The following is a 17,242-nucleotide window of genomic DNA, read 5'->3' as shown; positions in this document are numbered from 1 at the left end:
AAGCCGAGTGGTCACTAGCTTTTTGTTTTCGACCATGTCACAGTTGGATCACGACCAGGCCGCGGCGTTCGAAGGGGAACGCGCTATCGTGAAGCCGTCCGAAGGGGGAGGTCGTCCGATGACATCGGTCAAGACCGGGAACAAGCCGCAGGGGAAGCCCCGCGGTGCATATGCGAAAACCGGTATGAAGCGCGTCGCGATCCTCGACGCCGCGCTCGCCGTCTTCGCCAACGGGGGATATCGCGCGGGTTCGCTTCGGGAGGTGGCCGCGCAGGTGGGGATGAGCGAGGCAGGACTCCTGCACCACTTCCCGAACAAGAGCGCGCTGCTCGCCGCCGTGCTCTCCCACCGCGACGACCTCTCGGCGACGCTCGTGCCGATGGACGGCGACGACCCGATCGAGACGCTCCGGGGGTTGGTCGCACTCGCCCGGTACAACGCTTCCGTGCCCGGCGTGGTCGCGCTCTACTGCACGCTCTCGGCGGAGGCGACCTCGCCCGACCACCCGGCGCACGACTACTTCGTCGAGCGCTACGAGGGCACACGCGCGCGGCTCGAGCGCACCTTCGGGCTGCTCGTCTCCGCAGGACGCGTGCGGGCCGGCTTCCCCACCACCAGCGCGGCCTTCATGACCCTCGCGCTCATGGACGGCCTGCAGGTGCAGTGGCTGCTCGCACCGGAGTCGGTCGACATGGCGGACGAGCTCCACGCCTTCCTGTCGGGGCTCCTCGGCGCCGAGCTGTAGCGGCCGAGCGGCCGGCGCGGTAGGAGATCCGCGCGGTGGCAGGAGCCTCTGGGCGAGTGCGTCCTGCTCCGGCGTTGATCTCCTGCTGTCGCGCTACGGCGTGGTCGTGCGGGCGTCGCGGAGGTCCGCGCCGACGGAGGCGTACGAGACGCCGCGGCGATGCCGGGTGAACGGTATGGAGACGACGGCCGTGGTGACGATGATGAAGCTGAGGATCCCGATGATCCCGACGATCGTCTGCGTGAGGCCGCTGGTGGCGTCGGGTATCTGCGCGGCGGTCGTCGTGGCGATGTACGGCAGGGCCACGACGGACCCGCGGTAGAGGCGGCGTGCCACCGAGCCGCGTCCGTCCGGCCACCGCGGGGCGAGCCAGACGAGGCGTTGCCCGAGCGACGCACCGCTCCCGATGAGCGCCGGCAGCACGATCACGAGGACGACCGTGCCCGCACCGATGCTGAGCACCTCGGGCAGCGTCGGGTCGTTGGCGGTCCCGGTCGCACCCGTGAGCAGGACGCGTGGGACGACGAACACGAGCGACAGCACCGTGATCGACAGGTTCACGGCGAACGCGTCGAGCACCATGCCGAACCAGCGTCGCCAGACGGTGATGGGTCGCGCCCGGTCGCGGGTGGCGCGCAGGGCTCGCGCGCTCGGCATCCACCCGAGGACGATCGGGGCGATGAGTGCTCCGATCGCGGCGCCCGCCGTGTTCGTGATCACGTCGTCGACGTCCGCCACCCGGTAGGCGCATTCGTACAAGCCCCAGATGCCCGTGTACTGCGTCGACTCGATCAGGAGGGAGACGAGCGCCCCGAGCAGGATGGAGACACCGAGCCCGCGGTTCCAGTACCGCCGCGCGATGGCGCCGAACGGGATGAAGAGGATCACGTTCAGGACGACCTGGAGGAACGCGTGGCTCGTCAGGGTGCTCAGCACCGAGAGCCCGGCGGTCTCCCGTGCGATGTCCCCGATCGAATGGCCGGGGATCAGCTCGAGCGCCCCGTGGGCCGTGCTGCAGTTCGCGCGCTCATCGGGCAGCGGCAGCAGGGTGTACGCCACGAGGGCCACCGCGTAGACGCTGACCGCCGCAGCACCGATCACGCGGGGGAGTGACATCTGGCCGTAGCGACGGAGCTGCACGAGCAGGATCGGACCGAGGACGGCGAAGAAGATCACCGTGCCGCCGACGAGTCCGACCCACGCCTGCCATGTCCATCCGCTCATTCCGACAACTGTAGGGCGCTGGCCGCGGCCTTGGCATCAGTCGTCGGACGGACCCCGGTCATCCTGCGGAGGGTGCCGAACGGCTGATCCCGCGTCCGTTGCAGGCGATGATGGAGTGTGCCGACGCTCATCGTGACCACCCATCCCGACCCCGACTCCCTCACCCACCACCTCGCCCAGCGGCTCGCGCAGGAGCTGCGACCGCCCGCCGGCTCGATCAGCGTCGAGGTCGCGGACCTGGCTGCGGAGGGCTTCGACCCGCGGTACACGCTCGCCGACCGCCACACCTACCGCGTCGGCGGGGACTTCACCCCGGACGTGGCCGCCGAGCAGGAGCGGCTCGACCGGGCCACCGACCTCGTGCTCGTGTTCCCGGTGTACTGGTGGTCGGCGCCCGCACTCCTCAAGGGCTGGTTCGACCGCGTGTTCGTCAACGGCTGGGCGTTCGGCCTCGACGCGGACGGCGGGATCGTCCGGAAACTCGACCGCCTGCGCGTGCACCTCGTACCGATCGCGGGCGACGACGCCGGGGTCTACGACCGCCACGGCTACGAGCAGGCGATGCGGACGCAGCTCGAACACGGCATCGTCGACTTCTGCGGCGCTCGCCGCGGCATGACGGCCTTCGTCCACGACTCGGAGGGCGAGGACGCCGCCGCCCGGACGCGTGCTGTCGAGACTGCGGTGGACGCGGTCGTCGGAGCGATCCGCGCCTGACCGCCCTTCGACAAGCTCAGGGACCGGGACTCAGTCACTGACCCGAACCTCCGGCCGCTGAGCCTGTCGAAGTGCTACGCCGTGAGGGTGCGGTTGAGCCGCTCGGTCGCGGTGTCCATGTGGTGCTGCATCGCGGCCGTCGCGGCGGCGGGGTCGCCCGACATGATCGCCTCGTAGACGGCCTCGTGCTCCTCGAAGGCGCGCTGGGCGTCGACGTCCTCGTGGATGCCGCGCTCCACCCAGATGCGGAGCAGCGAGCGGATGCTCTGCAGGAGGTCGGACAGCACGCGGTTCCCGGTGGCTGAGGCGAGCTCCAGGTGGAACTTGAGGTCGGCCTCGATGAACTTGGTGCGGTTGGCACCGGCCTCGCTCATCGCGGTGAGGTGGTTGCGCAGTCGGTTGCGCGCCATGTCGTCCATGCGCGTCGCGGCGAGGCCGGCGGCGAAGACCTCGAGTTGGCCGCGCACCTCGATGAGTTCGCGGGTCCGCGGCTCGCCGAGCATGAGGCCCCAGCTGAGCGTCTCGGGCAGGAGCTCGGAGACGCTGCCGCGGAGGTAGGTGCCGCTGCCCGGGCGGACGTCGACGACGCCGAGGATCTCGAGCGCCGCGAGGGCCTCTCGGACGGCGGACCGCCCGATGCCGAGCGACGCGGCGAGCTGGCGTTCCGGTGGGAGGCGGGTCCCCGGGGCGATCTCACCGCTCGTGAAGTGGTCGAGCAGGCGCTTCGCGACGGCGGAGACGGCGGATCCCACGGCGACCGGTCCGAGGCTGGACGAGATGTCGTCGGTCGGCCGATCCGGGAACGCAGGCATGGGTTCACTGTATCGCGGCGGGTCGGCATGCCCGGAGCCCACTGCTTGAATTGGTCAACCGGTTGATGTATCGTTCATTCCGGTCCGGCCCGGACCACGCCCTGCCCGCGGCATCGATGCCGCCCACCCGAGGAGTCATAGTGGACACCACCGCCCCCGCGGCCAATCCGGCTGTCGAGCGATCAGCCATCCGGAAGGTCTCGATCCGTCTCGTGCCGTTCGTGGCGCTGATGTTCTTCATCAACTACCTGGACCGCACCGCGATCGGCTTCGCCGCCCCCAACGGCATGAACGAGGACCTCGCGCTCTCCGCCGCCCAGTTCGGCTTCGCATCCGGCGTCTTCTTCATCGGCTACATCCTGCTCGAGGTGCCCAGCAACCTCGCGCTCAACAAGTTCGGTGCCCGCCGCTGGCTCGCCCGCATCATGGTCACCTGGGGCATCGTCGCGGTCCTGTTCACCTGGGTCGCCAACTTCGAGCAGCTCGCGATCCTCCGCTTCGTGCTCGGTGTCGCCGAAGCCGGCTTCTTCCCCGGCGCGATCCTCTTCCTGAGCCTCTGGGTCCCGGCCAAGCACCGCAGCAAGATCCTCGCCCTCTTCTACCTGGCGCAGCCGCTCACCACCGTCATCGGCGCACCTCTCGCCGGATGGCTCATCGGCCAGCACGGCGTGTTCTTCGGTCTCGAGGGCTGGCGCTTCATGTTCCTCGGCGTCGGACTCCCGGCCATCCTCATCGGTGTCATCGCCTGGTTCTACCTGAAGGACCGCCCCGCGGACGCCAAGTGGCTCACCACCGAGGAGCAGGTCTGGCTCACGGCGGCCCTCGCACACGAGAAGGCCACCACCGAGCAGAAGCAGGGCCACGTCAGCCTCAAGCACGCGTTCACGAGCGGTCGCGTCTGGATGCTCGCGTTCATCTACTTCGGCTTCATCTACGGCCTCTACGCGCTCGGCTTCTTCCTCCCCACGATCATCGAGGGCTTCCAGGAGACGTTCGGGACCGAGTTCAACGTCATGCAGAAGGGCCTCATCACGGCGATCCCGTACGTGCCGGCCGCCATCGCCCTGTACTTCTGGTCTCGTGACGCGACGCGCCGTGGCCTCAAGACCTGGCATATCGTGATCCCCGCGATCGTCGGTGCCGTGAGCATCCCGCTCGCGCTCTTCGCCAACTCGCCCGCCCTCACCATCGCGATCATCGCGGTCACCGCCATGGCGATCTTCGCCGCGCTGCCCAACTTCTGGACGCTGCCCACGCAGTTCCTCACCGGTGCGGCAGCGGCTGCCGGCATCGCGCTCATCAACACGGTCGGCAACCTCGCCGGGTTCTCGGCGCCGTACATCACGGGTGCCGTCGCGGACCTCACCAAGGTCGGCGACACCCCGCAGTACGTCGTCCCGATGTTCATCGTCGGTGGCTTCATGATGATCTCCGCCACGCTCATGGTCATCCTCTCGAAGCAGCGGAGCTCTCGCGAGCTGCGCGTCTCGCACGACGACCTCACGGGTAAGACCCGATGACGCGCCTCTTCAACGACCCGGCGGACTTCGCCGACGAGATGATCGACGGCTTCGTCGCCGCGAACCGCAACCAGGTCCGGCGCGTGACCGGCGGCGTCGTCCGGAGCACCCGGACGCCCGAGGGCACGGTCGCGCTCGTCGTCGGCGGTGGCTCCGGCCACTACCCGGCGTTCGGCGGCATCGTCGGCCAGGGCCTCGCGCACGGTGCGGCGATGGGCAACCTGTTCGCCTCGCCGTCCGCCCACCAGGTCGAGTCGGTCGCGAAGGCCGCGCAGCGTGGCGGTGGCGTGCTCCTCAGCTACGGCAACTACGCGGGCGACGTGCTCCACTTCACCCAGGCGCAGGACGCGCTGAACGCGGCGGGCATCCCCACCCGCAGCGTCGCCGTCACCGACGACATCTCGAGCGCGCCCCTCGCCGAGAAGCACAAGCGTCGGGGGATCGCCGGTGACCTCACCGTCTTCAAGTCGGCCGCCGCCGCAGCCGAGGCGGGCTACGACCTCGACGAGGTCGTCCGCGTCGCCACCCACGCGAACGAGCGCACCCGGTCCTTCGGCGTCGCGTTCAGCGGCTGCACCCTGCCGGGCGCGACCGAGCCGCTGTTCACCGTGCCCGAGGGGCGCATGGCGGTCGGCATGGGCATCCACGGCGAGCCCGGCATCGACGAGACCGACGTGCCGACGGCCGACGAGCTCGCCACGCTGCTCGTCTCCTCGCTGCTCGCGGAACTGCCCGAGGGCGTCTCCGAAGCGACGGGCGCTCGCGTCGGGGTCATCCTCAACGGGCTCGGCTCCGTGAAGTACGAGGAACTGTTCGTCGTCTACCGTGCGGTCGCCGCGCAGCTCGAGGCCGCAGGGGTGGAGATCGTCGACCCCGAGGTCGGCGAGCTCGTCACGAGCTTCGACATGGCCGGCGTCTCGCTGACCCTCTTCTGGTTGGACGAGGAGCTCGAGGGCTTCTGGGCTGCCGGCGCCGACACCCCCGCCTACCGCAAGGGCGTCGTCGCAGCGGCCGAGCAGCTCGGCCCCTCGGAGCTCGTCGTCGAGACGGCAGCCGAGATCCCCGAGTCCACCGACGAGTCGCGGGCCGCCGCCGCGGTCGTGGTCGAGGCTCTCGACGCGCTCGTCCAGGTCATCGACACGAACGTCGAGGAGCTCGGACGGATCGACGCCGTCGCGGGTGACGGCGACCACGGCATCGGCATGCAGCGCGGTGCTCGTGCCGCCGTCACCGCCGCACACGCCGCCGCCGATGCCGGGGCCGGTGCCCATACCGTCCTGCACCTGGCCGGCGACGCCTGGGCGGACCGCGCTGGCGGCACGTCCGGCGCCCTGTGGGGCCTCGCGCTCCGCTCGGTCGGAACCGCCCTCGGCGACGAGGTCGCACCAGGCCGCACCGCCGTCGCGACCGGCGTGCAGGCCGCGGTCGACGGCATCATGTCGTTCGGCAAGGCCGAGGTCGGACAGAAGACGATGGTCGACGCGCTCGTGCCGTTCACCACCACGTTGCGTGCAGCCGTCGCCGACGGTTCCGACCTCGTCGCCGCCTGGACGACCGCCGCTGCGGCTGCCTCCACCGCTGCCGCTGAGACCGCGGACCTCCTGCCGAAGATGGGCCGCGCCCGTCCGCACGCCGAGAAGAGTCTCGGTACCGTCGACGCCGGTGCCTACTCGTTCGGCCTGATCGTCACGGCGATCGTCCCCGTCCTCGAGCGCGCCGCCGGCACCACCGCACCGGACGGCTCCACCAGCACCACCACCAACGAAGGAGTACACGCATGACCGATCAGCTGCGCATCGTCATCGGCTCGGATGACGCCGGGTTCGACTACAAGGAGATCGTCAAGCGCGACCTCGAGCAGCACGACGGCGTCGCCTCGCTCGTCGACGTGGGCGTGGACGCCGATGGCCACACCGCCTACCCGCGGGTCGCGATCGCCGCCGCGGAACTCGTCGCGTCCGGCCAGGCCGACCGCGCGCTCCTCTTCTGCGGCACCGGCCTGGGCGTCGCGATCGCCGCCAACAAGGTCGCCGGCATCCGCGCCGTCACGGCACACGACAGCTTCTCCGTCGAGCGCGGTGTCCTCAGCAACAACGCGCAGGTCCTGACGATGGGTCAGCGCGTCATCGGCATCGAGCTCGCCCGCCGCCTCGTCCGCGAGTGGCTCACCTACCGCTTCGACGAGACCAGCGCGAGTGCCGAGAAGGTCGCCGTCATCGGTGAGTACGAGGCGACGGGCTCCTGCTGATGACCACCCCGTCCCCGTCGGCCGTGCCCACGTCGACCGCGCCCCGCGTGGTCGGCGTGAGCCTGAAGATGTACTTCGGCCACGCGCAGACCCTCGAGTGGATCGAGCAGGTGGGCGCCTTGGCCCGTCGGCACGAGGCCGTGGTCGACGGTCGCGTGCGACTGTTCGTCATCCCCGGCTACCTCGCGGTCGCGCCGTCGGTGGCGGCCCTCGCCGGGACGGGCGTGCTGGTCGGAGCACAGGACCTCGCGAGCGCGGACCGTGGCGCGTTCACCGGTGAGGTCGGCGGCCCCGAGCTCGCCGAGGTCGGCGTCACCGTGGTCGAGGTCGGCCACGCGGAGCGCCGCTCCCTCTTCGGCGAGACCGACGAGGTCGTCGCAGAGAAGACCGCGGCGGCCCTCCGCAACGGCCTCTCGCCGGTCCTCTGCATCGGCGAGGTCGAGCGCACGACGCCCGAGGCGGCTGCGACGGAGTGCGTGCGCCAGCTGGACTCCGCGCTCGCCGATGCCGTGGCGGGACCGGTGATCGTCGCGTACGAGCCCGTGTGGGCGATCGGTGCGGCTGAACCCGCGTCTGCCGAGTACGTGCGAGCCGTCGGCGCCATCCTGAAGCAATCGATCGCCGAGCGGCCCGACCGGGTCGGCAGTTCCGTCATCTACGGCGGCAGTGCGGGTCCCGGTCTGCTGACCGCCCTCGGTGACGACGTCGACGGCGTGTTCCTCGGACGCTTCGCCCACGACGTCGCGGCGCTCGAGGCCGTGCTCGACGAGGCCCTTCGACAGGCTCAGGGACCGAGGACAGCATGATCGGCTTCGGCACCTACACCTTCTTCTGGGAGGGCTCCGAGCTCGCTCCCGAGCGCTTGAGCGTCATCGGCATGATCGAGCGCACGGCCGACGCCGGCGTCGAGCTCTTCCAGATCTGCGACGATGCCCGCATCGAGTCGATGTCCGACGACGAGCTGCGTGGGATCGCCGAGGTCGCCCGCGAGCGCGGGGTCACCCTCGAACTCGGGACGAAGGGGATCGCGGTCGCGCACCTCGAACGCTTCCTCCACATCGCCACCCTGCTGGGCGCGAAGCTCCTGCGCAGCATGGCCACCTCCGGCGACGACCGGCCCTCCCACGCCGACGCCGTCGATCGACTCCGCGCGGTGCTCCCGGCGTTCGAGGCGGCCGGCGTGACGATCGCGCTCGAGACCTACGAGCAGCTGTCGTCGCAGGAGCTCGTCGACCTCGTGACCGCCGTCGACCACCCGAACCTCGGCATCTGCCTCGACCCGGCCAACACCGTGGCCCGGCTCGAGCACCCGAATGACGTCATCGAGCGCACCGCTCCGTACGTCCGCAACATCCACGTCAAGGACTTCGCGTTCACCCGGCGGGGTGGCTGGGTCGGCTTCACCCTCGAGGGTGCCCCGCTCGGCACCGGCCTGCTCGACTACCCCGCCCTCACCGCCGTCGTCCGACCGGACGAGCGCGGTGTGAACCAGATCATCGAACACTGGCTCCCGCTCGGCGACTCCATCACGGAGACGATCGAGCTCGAGCGCACGTGGACCGCACACAACCTGCAGTACCTGAGAGAAGGAAGATCATGACCGACACCACCACCGTCGCGGACCAGCTCACCATCGCCGTCATCGGCGCGGGCGGCAAGATGGGCATGCGCGTCTCCAACAACCTCGTGAAGACCAGCCACACCGTCTTCTACAGCGAGGTCTCGCCCGCCGGCCAGGAGCGTGTGACCGAGGCCGGTCGCCAGCTCACCGAGACCGACGCGGCCGTCACCGACGCCGACGTCGTCATCCTCGCCGTCCCGGACCTCGCCCTGAAGGCCGTGTCCGCCGGCGTCGTCCCGCTCATGAAGTCGGGCGCCGTGCTCCTCACGCTCGACCCGGCCGCCGCGTACGCGGGTCTGCTGACCCGTCGCGACGACGTCATCCAGGCCGTCACGCACCCCTGCCACCCCTCCGTCTTCGTCGAGCGCCACACGCCCGAGGAGTACGCGGACACCTTCGGTGGCATCGCCGCCCTCCAGGACGCCATCGCGGCGATCGAGTCCGACGACGCTGAGAAGCAGGCGCAGGTCGAGGCCGTCGTCCGGGCGATCTTCGCCCCCGTCGGCGAGGTCCACTGGGTCACGGTCAAGCAGCTCGCGCAGCTCGAGCCGACCCTCGTGGAGACGATCGCCTGCATGATCGGTGCGCTCCTCAAGGAGTCGCTCGACGAGGCCGTCAACACCATGGGCGTGCCGGAGCCGGCCGCTCGTGCGATCCTGCTCGGCCACACGCAGGTCGCCCTCGCGAACTCGCTCAAGGGCGACAACCCGTTCTCCGACGCGTGCCTCATCGCGATGGACTACGGCCGCAGCGCGATCATCAAGGACGACTGGAAGAAGGTCTTCCAGGACGACGAGCTCGACAAGAACCTCGCCGCCATGCTCCACCTCGACAAGATCGAGCGGTAGCCCACTTCCCCAACTGTTCGCAATTCAGGACGTGCCCGGCGCGTCGGCCCGCTCCACCCCCGATCCGGGTCGGCGCGCCGCGGCCGTCCTGAATTGCGAACGCCACATGCGGTCAACCGGTTGTGCCGGATATGCTGCAGACGCCCCGATGCACCACCCACGACAACCACTGCGACACCCGCGACACCACCCCCGCAACACCGCACGAGAGACAGGCGACGATGACTGGACGACTTGCAGGAAAGACCGCGCTCGTGACGGGCGCCGGATCGGGGATCGGACGCTCGGTCGCCGAACGGTTCGCGCGGGAGGACGCCGCCGTCGTCTTCTCCGACCGCGACATCCAGGCCGCCCGCGATGCGGCGGCACCCTTCCCGACCGCCATCGCCGTGCGACTCGACATCGCCGACGAAGCGAGCGTCGAGGCTGCGTTCGCGGTCATGGACGCAGCCGGCAAGACCCCGGACGTCGTCGTCGCGAACGCCGGCGTACAGCTCTTCGGCCAGGACGCGAAGATCGCCGACCTCGACCTCGAGGTCTGGCAGCGCACGGTCGACATCAACCTCACCGGCACCTTCCTCACGACGAAGCACGCCGTCCGCGCCATGCTCGGCCGCGGCGGCTCGATCATCCTCACGGGCAGCCCGACCGGTCTCAACGGCGAGGGCGCCGACTTCACGGCGTACAGCTCCACCAAGGCCGGGATCCACGGCCTCGGCCGGACCGTCGCCGCGGCCTACGCCGATCAGGGGATCCGCGTGAACACCGTCGTCCCCGGCTACACGGAGACCCCGCTCGTCACCGCGATCTCCGGCGACCCCGAGTCCCGCGCCGCGATCGTCGGGCGCATCCCGCTCGGTCGCCCCGGCCAGGCCTCGGACGTCGAGGGCATCATGGTGTACCTCGCCAGCGACGAGTCGAGCTTCGCCACCGGAGCGACCTTCCGGGTCGACGGCGGCATGACGAGCCTCTGAGCCGACGATCATGACCTCGCGTTCGGGAACCGCCTTCCGCGTCGCATCCGACCTCCTGCTCGACCGCGAGCGCGACGCCCTCGCCGTCGGACGGGGGCCCTGGTCGGCCTCGCTTCGCGGCTCGGAGCTGGACGACATCGCCTTCGACGGCGAGCTCGTGCTGCGCAGCATCCGCTTCGTCGTCCGCGACCAGGACTGGAAGACGCTGCCCGTCATCGTCGACGCGGTCGACCACACGACGAGCGGCCTGGCCCTGCGCGGCCGGGTCGGCGACGACGGCGAGGTCGTCGCCTGGTCCTTGTCGGTCGACCTCGGAGCGTCGACACTGCGGGTCGCCGTCCGGGCCGAGGTGACCGCCGCGTTCCGGCGCGCGCGCATCGGTCTCATCGTGCTGCAGTCGCCGGCCCTCGCAGGCACCGAGCTCGTCGTCGGCCACCCGGAGGGGTCCACGACGACCACGCGCCTCCCGGAGCACGTCGCTCCGCATCAGCCGGCGATCCGCATCCAATCCCTCGCCTGGACCGGCGACCGCATCGCGACCACGGCCCGCTTCAGCGGTGACGTGTTCGAGATGGAGGACCAGCGCAACTGGACCGACGCCTCGTTCAAGACCTACTCGACGCCGCTCTCGTTGCCGTTCCCCGTCGCGCTGGCGGTCGGTGACGTCGTGGAGCAGTCCGTCGAGGTCGGCTGTGCGCGGGTCGACGCTGCCGAGCGCGCCGACGCCCCACTGGCGACGCCGCTCACCGTGACCGTCGTGCCCGAGACGAAGCTCGCGGGGCGCGGAGAAGACCCGGTCCCTGAGCCTGTCGACGGGCGGATCGGCGCGCCGCTCGACAGCGTCGTCCCCACGATCTCGACCTCGGTGTCGAGCGACCCGGACGGTGGACGCGCTGGTGCGGTGGTCCCGGACACGATCACCGGGATCCTCGTGGAGATCGACCCGACGAACCCGGACTGGCCGGCCATCCTCGACCGCGCCGTGCACCAGGCCGGCGCCAGGCCCCTCGACCTCCGACTCGTGCTCGGGACGGGTGAGGAGGCCGAGCCGGTGCTGCGACGGCTCCGCGACGCGGCCGTGCCCGTCGTGCGCGTCGGGGCGTTCCATCGCCGCACCCACCTCTCGGAGGTCACGATGCTGACCGCGCTCGGCGAGGTCCTGCGTACCCTGTGGGTTGAGGGCCCGACGCCGCACCCGGAGCTCGTCGGCGGCACGCGCGCGCACTTCACGGAGCTCAACCGCAACCACGCGCGCCTCGAGCGCTGGACGGGCCCCGTGGCCTTCAGCATCACGCCGTTCATGCACGACCGCGGCGGGCACCAGCTCGTCGAGTCGCTCGGGATGCAGGCGGTCGTCGTGGCGGACGCTGTCAGGATCGCCGACGGCCGCCCGCTGCACGTCGGGCCGGTCACGCTCGGCGCCCGCTACAACGCGGTCGCCACCACCCGGGCGAGCGCGGGTGACTCCCGTGACGCGGAACTCCGCGCGGGCTTCGGCGCGGAGCACGTGCCCGGCGCGACGGACGACCGGCAGTCGGCGGAGGCGCTCGGCGCCTGGGTCGTCGGCAGTGTCGCGGCCCTGGCCGTCGCCGGTGTCGAGTCGCTGTCGTACTTCGAGGCGACCGGACCGCGTGGGATCGTCGCGGCCGACGGGACGCTCACGGCCGCGGGCCGGGCGCTCGGGTGGATCGCCGAGCTCAGCGGCCGACAGCGCGTCGCGGTCGAGATCGGCGGGGTGTCGCTCGGTGCCGGGTCGCCCGTCGCCGGGTCGCCCGTCTCGTCGGCCGGTGTGACCGCGATCGCCGCCGTCGATGCCGCAGGCGAGACCGTCGTGATCCTCGGCAACCTCGGCGAGACACCGGTCCGGGTCATCCTGACCGGCGCGTCCGAGCCGCGCGCCGTGGAACTCGCTGCGGGTGCGGTCGCCCGGGTGGTCGTCTCGGGTCCCGTCCCCGGTTCGTAACTCCTGCATCCCGGGCGCGTACCCGGAGCCGGGCCGCTCCTGGGCGGTGTTCTGCCCGACCAGCAGGAGTTGTGCGCAGCGCATCCGGGTCGGAGCTCCTCAGCCGGCAGGATGCCTCGCCGAGCTTCCCGTCGGTTCACAACTCCTGCACTTCGTCGCGGGAGCGCAGCGGCACGCCGGGGCTGAGCCGATCTGCGAATGTGCGACCGATGCGAGCAGGAGTTGTGAACCAGCGGGATGGCTCAGGCGAGCGTGCGGCGCAGGATGGCGAGGTCGAGCCAGCGGCCGAACTTCGTCCCGACCTCCGGCAGCAGGCCGACCTGCTCGAACCCGAGCTTCGTGTGCAGGGCGATCGATGCGGTGTTCTCGGCCTCGATGAGGGCGAGCATGACGTGGTGGCCGTCGGCCGTGGCGCGTTCCAGCAACTCGACCATGAGCGCCTTGCCGAGGCCGCGCCCCTGTGCGTCCGGGTGCACGTACACGGAGTTCTCGACGGTGTGGCGGTACCCGTCCTTCGCGGCGTACGGACCGTAACTGCCGTAGGCGAGGACGTCACCCTCGGGGAGCGCGTCGTCAGGGCCGTCGGCGATGGCGACGAGTGCGACCCGGCCCGGCTCCTGGTGGCGGGCGAGCCATGCCTCGCGCTCGGCGAGGTCGGGTGTGACCTCGGTCCAGATCGCGACACCGTTCGCGACGGCGTCGGTGTGGATGGCGAGGACGCCAGGCAGGTCGGCGGGTTCGGCGAGACGGATGCGCATACATCGATCGTAGAGCGCCCTTCGACGAGCTCAGGGACCGACGGTGTCGGGCTCAGGGGCCTGTTGCCCGCGACGGGTAGATTCGAGGCATGTCCTCCTCCACTCCGCTCCCGATGGAGCAGCTCACCGCCGTCCTGAACGCCGAAGTCGCCCGCTACGCCGCGCGCGGTTGGACGGTGTCGTCGGTGCAGGGCCAGCAGGCCGTGCTGCAGCGGCAGAAGCGCATCGGCTGGTTCTGGAACCTGATCCTGACGCTCATCACCGGCGGGCTCTGGCTCATCGTCGTGATCATCCGCGTCGTGAACCGCAAGGTCGAGTCGCTCATCGTGACGGTCGACGCCTACGGTCGCATCTCCACGCGACGCTGACGAGCATGAGCCAGCGCGGCGAGAGCGATTCCCGGGAGACCGACGCCAGAGCTGCCATCGCCGCCGAGCGCGCCCGCGTCCAGCGGCGGACGCTCACGGTCGTCGTCATCAGCCAGGTCCTCGGCGGCGCCGGTCTCGCCGCCGGGGTGACGGTCGGGGCGCTCCTCGTGCAGGACGTCCTCGGCAGCATGAGCCTCGCGGGCGTCGCAGCCGCGCTCCTGACCCTCGGCTCCGCGCTCACCGCCTTCCTCGTCGGGCGCGTCACCCAGCGGCTCGGCCGGCGCATCGGGCTCGGACTCGGATTCGCGGCGGGTGGCGTCGGCGCGATCGGTGTGGTGGTGGCCGCCACCACCGCCCTGGTGCCGCTCCTCTTCCTGTCGCTCTTCGTCTACGGCGCGGGCACGGCCACGAACCTCCAGGCGCGCTACGCCGGGACCGATCTCGCGACCCCGGCCCGACGTGGTTCGGCGATCAGCGTCGCGATGGTGTCGACCACGCTCGGCGCCGTCGCCGGGCCCAACCTCGTCGAACCGTTGGGAGCGTTCGCGACCGGCCTCGGGCTGCCATCGCTCGCCGGGCCGTTCCTCCTCGCCGCGGTCGCCTACCTGGCGGCCGGGACGGCGTTCCTCGTGCTGCTCCGACCCGACCCGTTCCTCCTCGCCCGCCGTCTCGACGCCGAGCTCGCGCAGCTGGAGGTGGAGCGGACCGCCGCGGAGCAGACCGGCGCGGAGCAGGTGGGGTCGAAGCAGGCATCGCCGGCGACCGCCGCACGCCCACGCCCCGGCGTCGGCGCCTACGTCGGCGCCGCGGTCATGGTGGTCACGCAGATCGCCATGGTGGCGGTGATGACCATGACGCCGGTGCACATGCGGGCCCACCACCACGGCCTCGGCGAGGTCGGGCTCGTGATCGGGATCCACATCGCCGCGATGTACCTCCCCTCGCTCGTGACCGGCGTCCTCGTCGACCGGATCGGCCGCACCCCGATGGCGATCGCCGCCGGCGTGACCCTCCTGCTCGCCGGTGTCACGGGAGCACTCGCGCCGGCGGACTCGCTCGGCCTGCTCATCCTGGCGCTCGCCCTCCTCGGACTCGGCTGGAACTTCGGGCTCATCGCGGGCACCGCGCTCGTCGTCGACCACACCGTGCCCGCCAACCGGGCCCGCACCCAGGGCACGCTCGACGTCCTCATCGCGCTCGCCGGTGCTGGAGCCGGTGTCATGTCCGGCGTCGTGATGGCCGGTGTCGGCTACGGCGCGCTGTCGATCGCGGGCGGTGTGCTCGCCCTCCTGCTCATCCCCGTGCTGCTCTGGGCCCGGCGGGTCACCCCGCGCCCATCGGTGAGCTGAGGGCGCGCGAGCTACTCCGCCGCAGCCGGAACGCGGACGGTGAGGGCACCCGGCTCGATCCAGGTGTTGATCGCAATGGCCTTGCCGAAGCCGTCGCCGTCGAGTTCGATCTCCTCCGGCTTCGACATCCGGGCGACGAACCGCTTCGCCGTGCCGTACTGGAGGTCGTCGTCGTCCTTCTTCTTGCCGGCCAGCGCCCGGCCGGTCTTCGTCCGTCGCAGGACACCGTTCACCCACGCGACCTTCGCCCAGATCCGGATCCAGCCGAGGATCCCACCGGGGCGCATGAACATGAGGTCGAACAGTCCGTCGTCGACGACCGCGTCCGGCAGCAGCAGGATGTTGGCGGGCAGCGAGCCGCAGTTGCCGATGATGACGGTGTGCACGGTGGCGCGGACCTGCGGCTCGTCGTCGATCCGGAACCGCAGGTGCAGCTCGTCCGGATCGCGCAGCGACTTCACGATCGCGTCGACGTAGGCGGCCCAGCCGGCCTTCGCCTTGAGGTCGTCGTCGGTGTTCTTGATCATCTTCGCGTCGATGCCCATGCCGGCCATGACGACGAACACGTGGCGGTCGCGCGAGTGGTCGGCACGCTCGATGTCGATGACACCGAGGTCGATCGCCTTGTCGTCGCCGGTGAACGCCGCGACGACGGATCCGGGCAGGTCGTTGAGGGTGAGGTTCAGGTTGCGCGCGAGCAGGTTGCCGGTGCCGGACGGCAACAACGCGAGGGGGATGTCGCTCCCGCGCATGGCCTCGGAGACCGCACGCACCGTGCCGTCGCCGCCGGCCGCGATGATGAGGTCGACCTTCGCGGCGATCGCCTCGGCGGTGACGCCCTGGCCGACATCCTCCACCGACGTCTCGAACCAGAGCGACTCGCCCCAGCCAGCGTCGGCGGCGGAGCGGTCGACCGACTCCCGGAGTGCGTCGAGGTCGACCTTCACGGGGTTGTAGATGACGGCGGCGGTCTTGGTCGCCGTGGTGTCGCTCGGCGCGGTCGTGCTCTCAGGAGTCGTCATCCGATCAGCATAGGAGCGGAGACGCGGGCGAGGGGGATCCCGCTCACGGGTTGACGCGGCACGTGGGTTCTGTAGGCGGCGGAAGAGTATCGTTGAGTCCTTGCAGGCACCGTCCATGCCCGCCACGAACGCAGTGTCCGCGGCGGCCTCCCCATCATGATTGCGACATCGTGAAGATCCTCTCCATCCAGTCAGCCGTGGCCTACGGGCACGTCGGCAACTCCGCGGCCGTGTTCCCCCTCCAGCGCATCGGCGTCGAGGTGATCCCGGTCAACACGGTGAACTTCTCGAACCACACCGGGTACGGCGCGTGGCGCGGGCCGCTCATCTCGCCCGAGCAGGTCGGCGAGGTCATCACCGGTGTCGAGGAGCGCGGTGCGTTCCCGCAGATCGACGTCGTGCTCTCGGGCTACCAGGGCGGCGTCGGCATCGGCGACGTCATCGTGGACGCGGTGCAGCGGGTCAAGGCGGCGAACCCCGACGCGCTGTACGCGTGCGACCCGGTCATGGGCAACGCGAAGTCCGGGTGCTTCGTCGCCCCGGAGATCCCCGACCTGCTGCGCGACCGCGTCGTGCCGAACGCCGACATCATCACGCCGAACCAGTTCGAGCTGGGCTTCCTCACGGGCACCGAGCCCGCCTCGCTCGAGTCCACGTTGGCGTCGGTCGAACTCGCGCGCGCGATGGGCCCGTCGGTCGTCCTGGTGACGAGCGTCGAGCGTCCCGACCGAGACCCCGAGACGATCGAGATGCTCGTCGTGGACGACGCCGGTCGGTGGATCGTCCAGACGCCGCTGCTGCCGTTCAAGGCGAACGGTTCCGGCGACGTGACGGCCGCCCTGTTCGCCGCGCACTACGGCGAGACCCGCGACGCGAAGCTCGCCCTCGAGCGCACGGCGTCGAGTGTGTTCGACCTCGTCGAGCTCACGTACCGCTCCGGCCAGCGCGAGCTGCAGCTCGTGGAGGCGCAGGACTGCTACGCGAGCCCACGGATGCAGTTCACCGCGACGGCGGTCTGAGCCGCTGAGTCGCCCGGATCCGTTCGGATCCGGGCGATTTCCGTGCAGTTCTGG

The 17,242-nt window shown here is 70.7% G+C and carries 17 protein-coding genes; 13 read left to right on the top strand and 4 right to left on the bottom strand.

The features are described 5' to 3' along the window. Nucleotides 1-118 precede the first annotated feature (118 nt). Entirely contained in the window at nucleotides 119-745 is a 627-nt protein-coding gene (locus ITJ62_RS04450) for a TetR/AcrR family transcriptional regulator (protein WP_194599849.1), read from the top strand. A gap of 93 nt (nucleotides 746-838) precedes the next feature. On the opposite strand, the gene ITJ62_RS04445 is transcribed toward ITJ62_RS04450, so the two are convergent. Further along, nucleotides 839-1,969, bottom strand: a complete 1,131-nt coding sequence (locus tag ITJ62_RS04445) for a VanZ family protein (RefSeq protein WP_194599848.1) — start codon at nucleotides 1,967-1,969, stop codon at nucleotides 839-841. Between the two features lie 117 nt (nucleotides 1,970-2,086). Here ITJ62_RS04445 and ITJ62_RS04440 point away from each other — a divergent pair, with 117 nt between their 5' ends. Further along, a complete protein-coding gene (locus ITJ62_RS04440) occupies nucleotides 2,087-2,686 on the top strand; it encodes an NAD(P)H-dependent oxidoreductase (RefSeq protein ID WP_194599847.1) in 600 nt (199 codons plus the stop codon). 74 nt (nucleotides 2,687-2,760) lie between these two features. Here the strand turns inward: ITJ62_RS04440 and ITJ62_RS04435 are convergent, their stop codons facing one another. Beyond that, on the bottom strand, nucleotides 2,761-3,498 hold the full coding sequence (locus ITJ62_RS04435) for a FadR/GntR family transcriptional regulator (protein ID WP_064295407.1): 738 nt from the start codon (nucleotides 3,496-3,498) through the stop codon (nucleotides 2,761-2,763). Nucleotides 3,499-3,638: 140 nt separating this feature from the next. Here ITJ62_RS04435 and ITJ62_RS04430 point away from each other — a divergent pair, with 140 nt between their 5' ends. The 8 genes from ITJ62_RS04430 to ITJ62_RS04395 all read left to right on the top strand — a co-directional run bounded on the left by ITJ62_RS04430 (nucleotide 3,639) and on the right by ITJ62_RS04395 (nucleotide 12,672). Further along, nucleotides 3,639-5,018: an MFS transporter gene (locus tag ITJ62_RS04430; protein WP_229940051.1), complete on the top strand. Its 1,380-nt coding sequence runs from the start codon at nucleotides 3,639-3,641 to the stop codon at nucleotides 5,016-5,018. Further along, nucleotides 5,015-6,799, top strand: a complete 1,785-nt coding sequence (locus ITJ62_RS04425; protein WP_194599846.1) for a dihydroxyacetone kinase family protein — start codon at nucleotides 5,015-5,017, stop codon at nucleotides 6,797-6,799. Before ITJ62_RS04430 ends, ITJ62_RS04425 begins: the two co-directional genes overlap by 4 nt. After that, on the top strand, nucleotides 6,796-7,266 hold the full coding sequence (locus tag ITJ62_RS04420) for a ribose-5-phosphate isomerase (RefSeq protein WP_064295405.1): 471 nt from the start codon (nucleotides 6,796-6,798) through the stop codon (nucleotides 7,264-7,266). The genes ITJ62_RS04425 and ITJ62_RS04420 overlap by 4 nt, the downstream gene beginning before the upstream one ends. Then, nucleotides 7,266-8,072 (top strand): triose-phosphate isomerase family protein, encoded by an 807-nt coding sequence (locus tag ITJ62_RS04415; RefSeq protein WP_194599845.1) that lies wholly within the window; start codon nucleotides 7,266-7,268, stop codon nucleotides 8,070-8,072. The genes ITJ62_RS04420 and ITJ62_RS04415 overlap by 1 nt, the downstream gene beginning before the upstream one ends. Next, nucleotides 8,069-8,866 carry a sugar phosphate isomerase/epimerase gene (locus ITJ62_RS04410; RefSeq protein ID WP_194599844.1) on the top strand — a complete coding sequence of 266 codons (798 nt, stop codon included), beginning with the start codon at nucleotides 8,069-8,071 and terminating at the stop codon, nucleotides 8,864-8,866. The genes ITJ62_RS04415 and ITJ62_RS04410 overlap by 4 nt, the downstream gene beginning before the upstream one ends. Continuing rightward, nucleotides 8,863-9,735: a phosphogluconate dehydrogenase C-terminal domain-containing protein gene (locus ITJ62_RS04405; protein ID WP_194599843.1), complete on the top strand. Its 873-nt coding sequence runs from the start codon at nucleotides 8,863-8,865 to the stop codon at nucleotides 9,733-9,735. The genes ITJ62_RS04410 and ITJ62_RS04405 overlap by 4 nt, the downstream gene beginning before the upstream one ends. 221 nt (nucleotides 9,736-9,956) lie before the next feature. Further along, entirely contained in the window at nucleotides 9,957-10,709 is a 753-nt protein-coding gene (locus ITJ62_RS04400) for an SDR family NAD(P)-dependent oxidoreductase (RefSeq protein ID WP_064295403.1), read from the top strand. A gap of 10 nt (nucleotides 10,710-10,719) precedes the next feature. After that, complete coding sequence (locus ITJ62_RS04395) at nucleotides 10,720-12,672, top strand: hypothetical protein (protein ID WP_194599842.1); 1,953 nt, start codon at nucleotides 10,720-10,722, stop codon at nucleotides 12,670-12,672. A 242-nt stretch (nucleotides 12,673-12,914) separates the two neighbouring features. On the opposite strand, the gene ITJ62_RS04390 is transcribed toward ITJ62_RS04395, so the two are convergent. Beyond that, nucleotides 12,915-13,430: a GNAT family N-acetyltransferase gene (locus tag ITJ62_RS04390; RefSeq protein ID WP_079704517.1), complete on the bottom strand. Its 516-nt coding sequence runs from the start codon at nucleotides 13,428-13,430 to the stop codon at nucleotides 12,915-12,917. Between the two features lie 89 nt (nucleotides 13,431-13,519). Here ITJ62_RS04390 and ITJ62_RS04385 point away from each other — a divergent pair, with 89 nt between their 5' ends. Both ITJ62_RS04385 and ITJ62_RS04380 read left to right on the top strand, forming a co-directional pair. After that, complete coding sequence (locus ITJ62_RS04385; RefSeq protein WP_138945899.1) at nucleotides 13,520-13,798, top strand: hypothetical protein; 279 nt, start codon at nucleotides 13,520-13,522, stop codon at nucleotides 13,796-13,798. Between the two features lie 5 nt (nucleotides 13,799-13,803). Further along, a complete protein-coding gene (locus ITJ62_RS04380; RefSeq protein WP_194599841.1) occupies nucleotides 13,804-15,147 on the top strand; it encodes an MFS transporter in 1,344 nt (447 codons plus the stop codon). Between the two features lie 11 nt (nucleotides 15,148-15,158). On the opposite strand, the gene ITJ62_RS04375 is transcribed toward ITJ62_RS04380, so the two are convergent. After that, a complete protein-coding gene (locus tag ITJ62_RS04375; RefSeq protein ID WP_194599840.1) occupies nucleotides 15,159-16,169 on the bottom strand; it encodes a diacylglycerol kinase family protein in 1,011 nt (336 codons plus the stop codon). Nucleotides 16,170-16,339: 170 nt separating this feature from the next. Between ITJ62_RS04375 and pdxY the strand changes: the two genes are divergently transcribed. After that, nucleotides 16,340-17,188 carry a pyridoxal kinase PdxY gene (pdxY, locus tag ITJ62_RS04370; RefSeq protein WP_194599839.1) on the top strand — a complete coding sequence of 283 codons (849 nt, stop codon included), beginning with the start codon at nucleotides 16,340-16,342 and terminating at the stop codon, nucleotides 17,186-17,188. Nucleotides 17,189-17,242 lie beyond the last annotated feature (54 nt).

This window comes from Plantibacter sp. VKM Ac-2876, assembly GCF_015350715.1.
Classification (GTDB): Bacteria; Actinomycetota; Actinomycetes; order Actinomycetales; family Microbacteriaceae; genus Plantibacter; species Plantibacter auratus.
The sequence above is the reverse complement of the archived record's forward strand: the minus strand, read 5'-3'. Positions and strand labels throughout refer to the sequence as shown.